At 45.8% G+C, this 400-nt stretch carries 1 pseudogene; it reads right to left on the bottom strand.

What is annotated here, in order from left to right:
* A pseudogene (locus tag ACGF5R_RS24605) lies at positions 1–285 on the bottom strand (hypothetical protein); the annotation flags it as partial.
* Positions 286–400: the final 115 nt, after the last annotated feature.

The following is a 400-nucleotide window of genomic DNA, read 5'->3' as shown; positions in this document are numbered from 1 at the left end:
AAAGCCAAACAGGCGACCATCTTCATCGTAGTGAAATGCCTTGCTACCTCCCTCTAAGTCTATCTTTGTGTTTTCAGCGGCTTCTGGAATATCGCCATCAAACCGAATAATTAGGTCAATCTCAGTGTCAATGTTGTGCTCCATACGAACGGCAACATGCCCGTTAGCAGCCTCAATATATTTAGGTGATATATGTACCCCGGTTAATCCGGGGTATTTTTCCGCCCGTTCTTCTTTGGCCACACAGACCAGTGCGGCACGTAATAAATTGGTATCAATAATCATGTGGGTCTCCTGTCAATGAAAGACGGGCATAGAGTCAAACTCGCCAGACTCTGCCGATTTGATTAATTCATCATGCAAGATAGAAAGCCCCTCGCGCCCTTTCTCAGATAGCCAA

The sequence above is a fragment of the Photorhabdus sp. RM71S genome (assembly GCF_042879355.1).
In the GTDB taxonomy this organism is placed as follows: Bacteria; Pseudomonadota; Gammaproteobacteria; order Enterobacterales; family Enterobacteriaceae; genus Photorhabdus; species Photorhabdus kayaii.
This window is presented reverse-complemented; position numbering and strand designations above follow the sequence as displayed.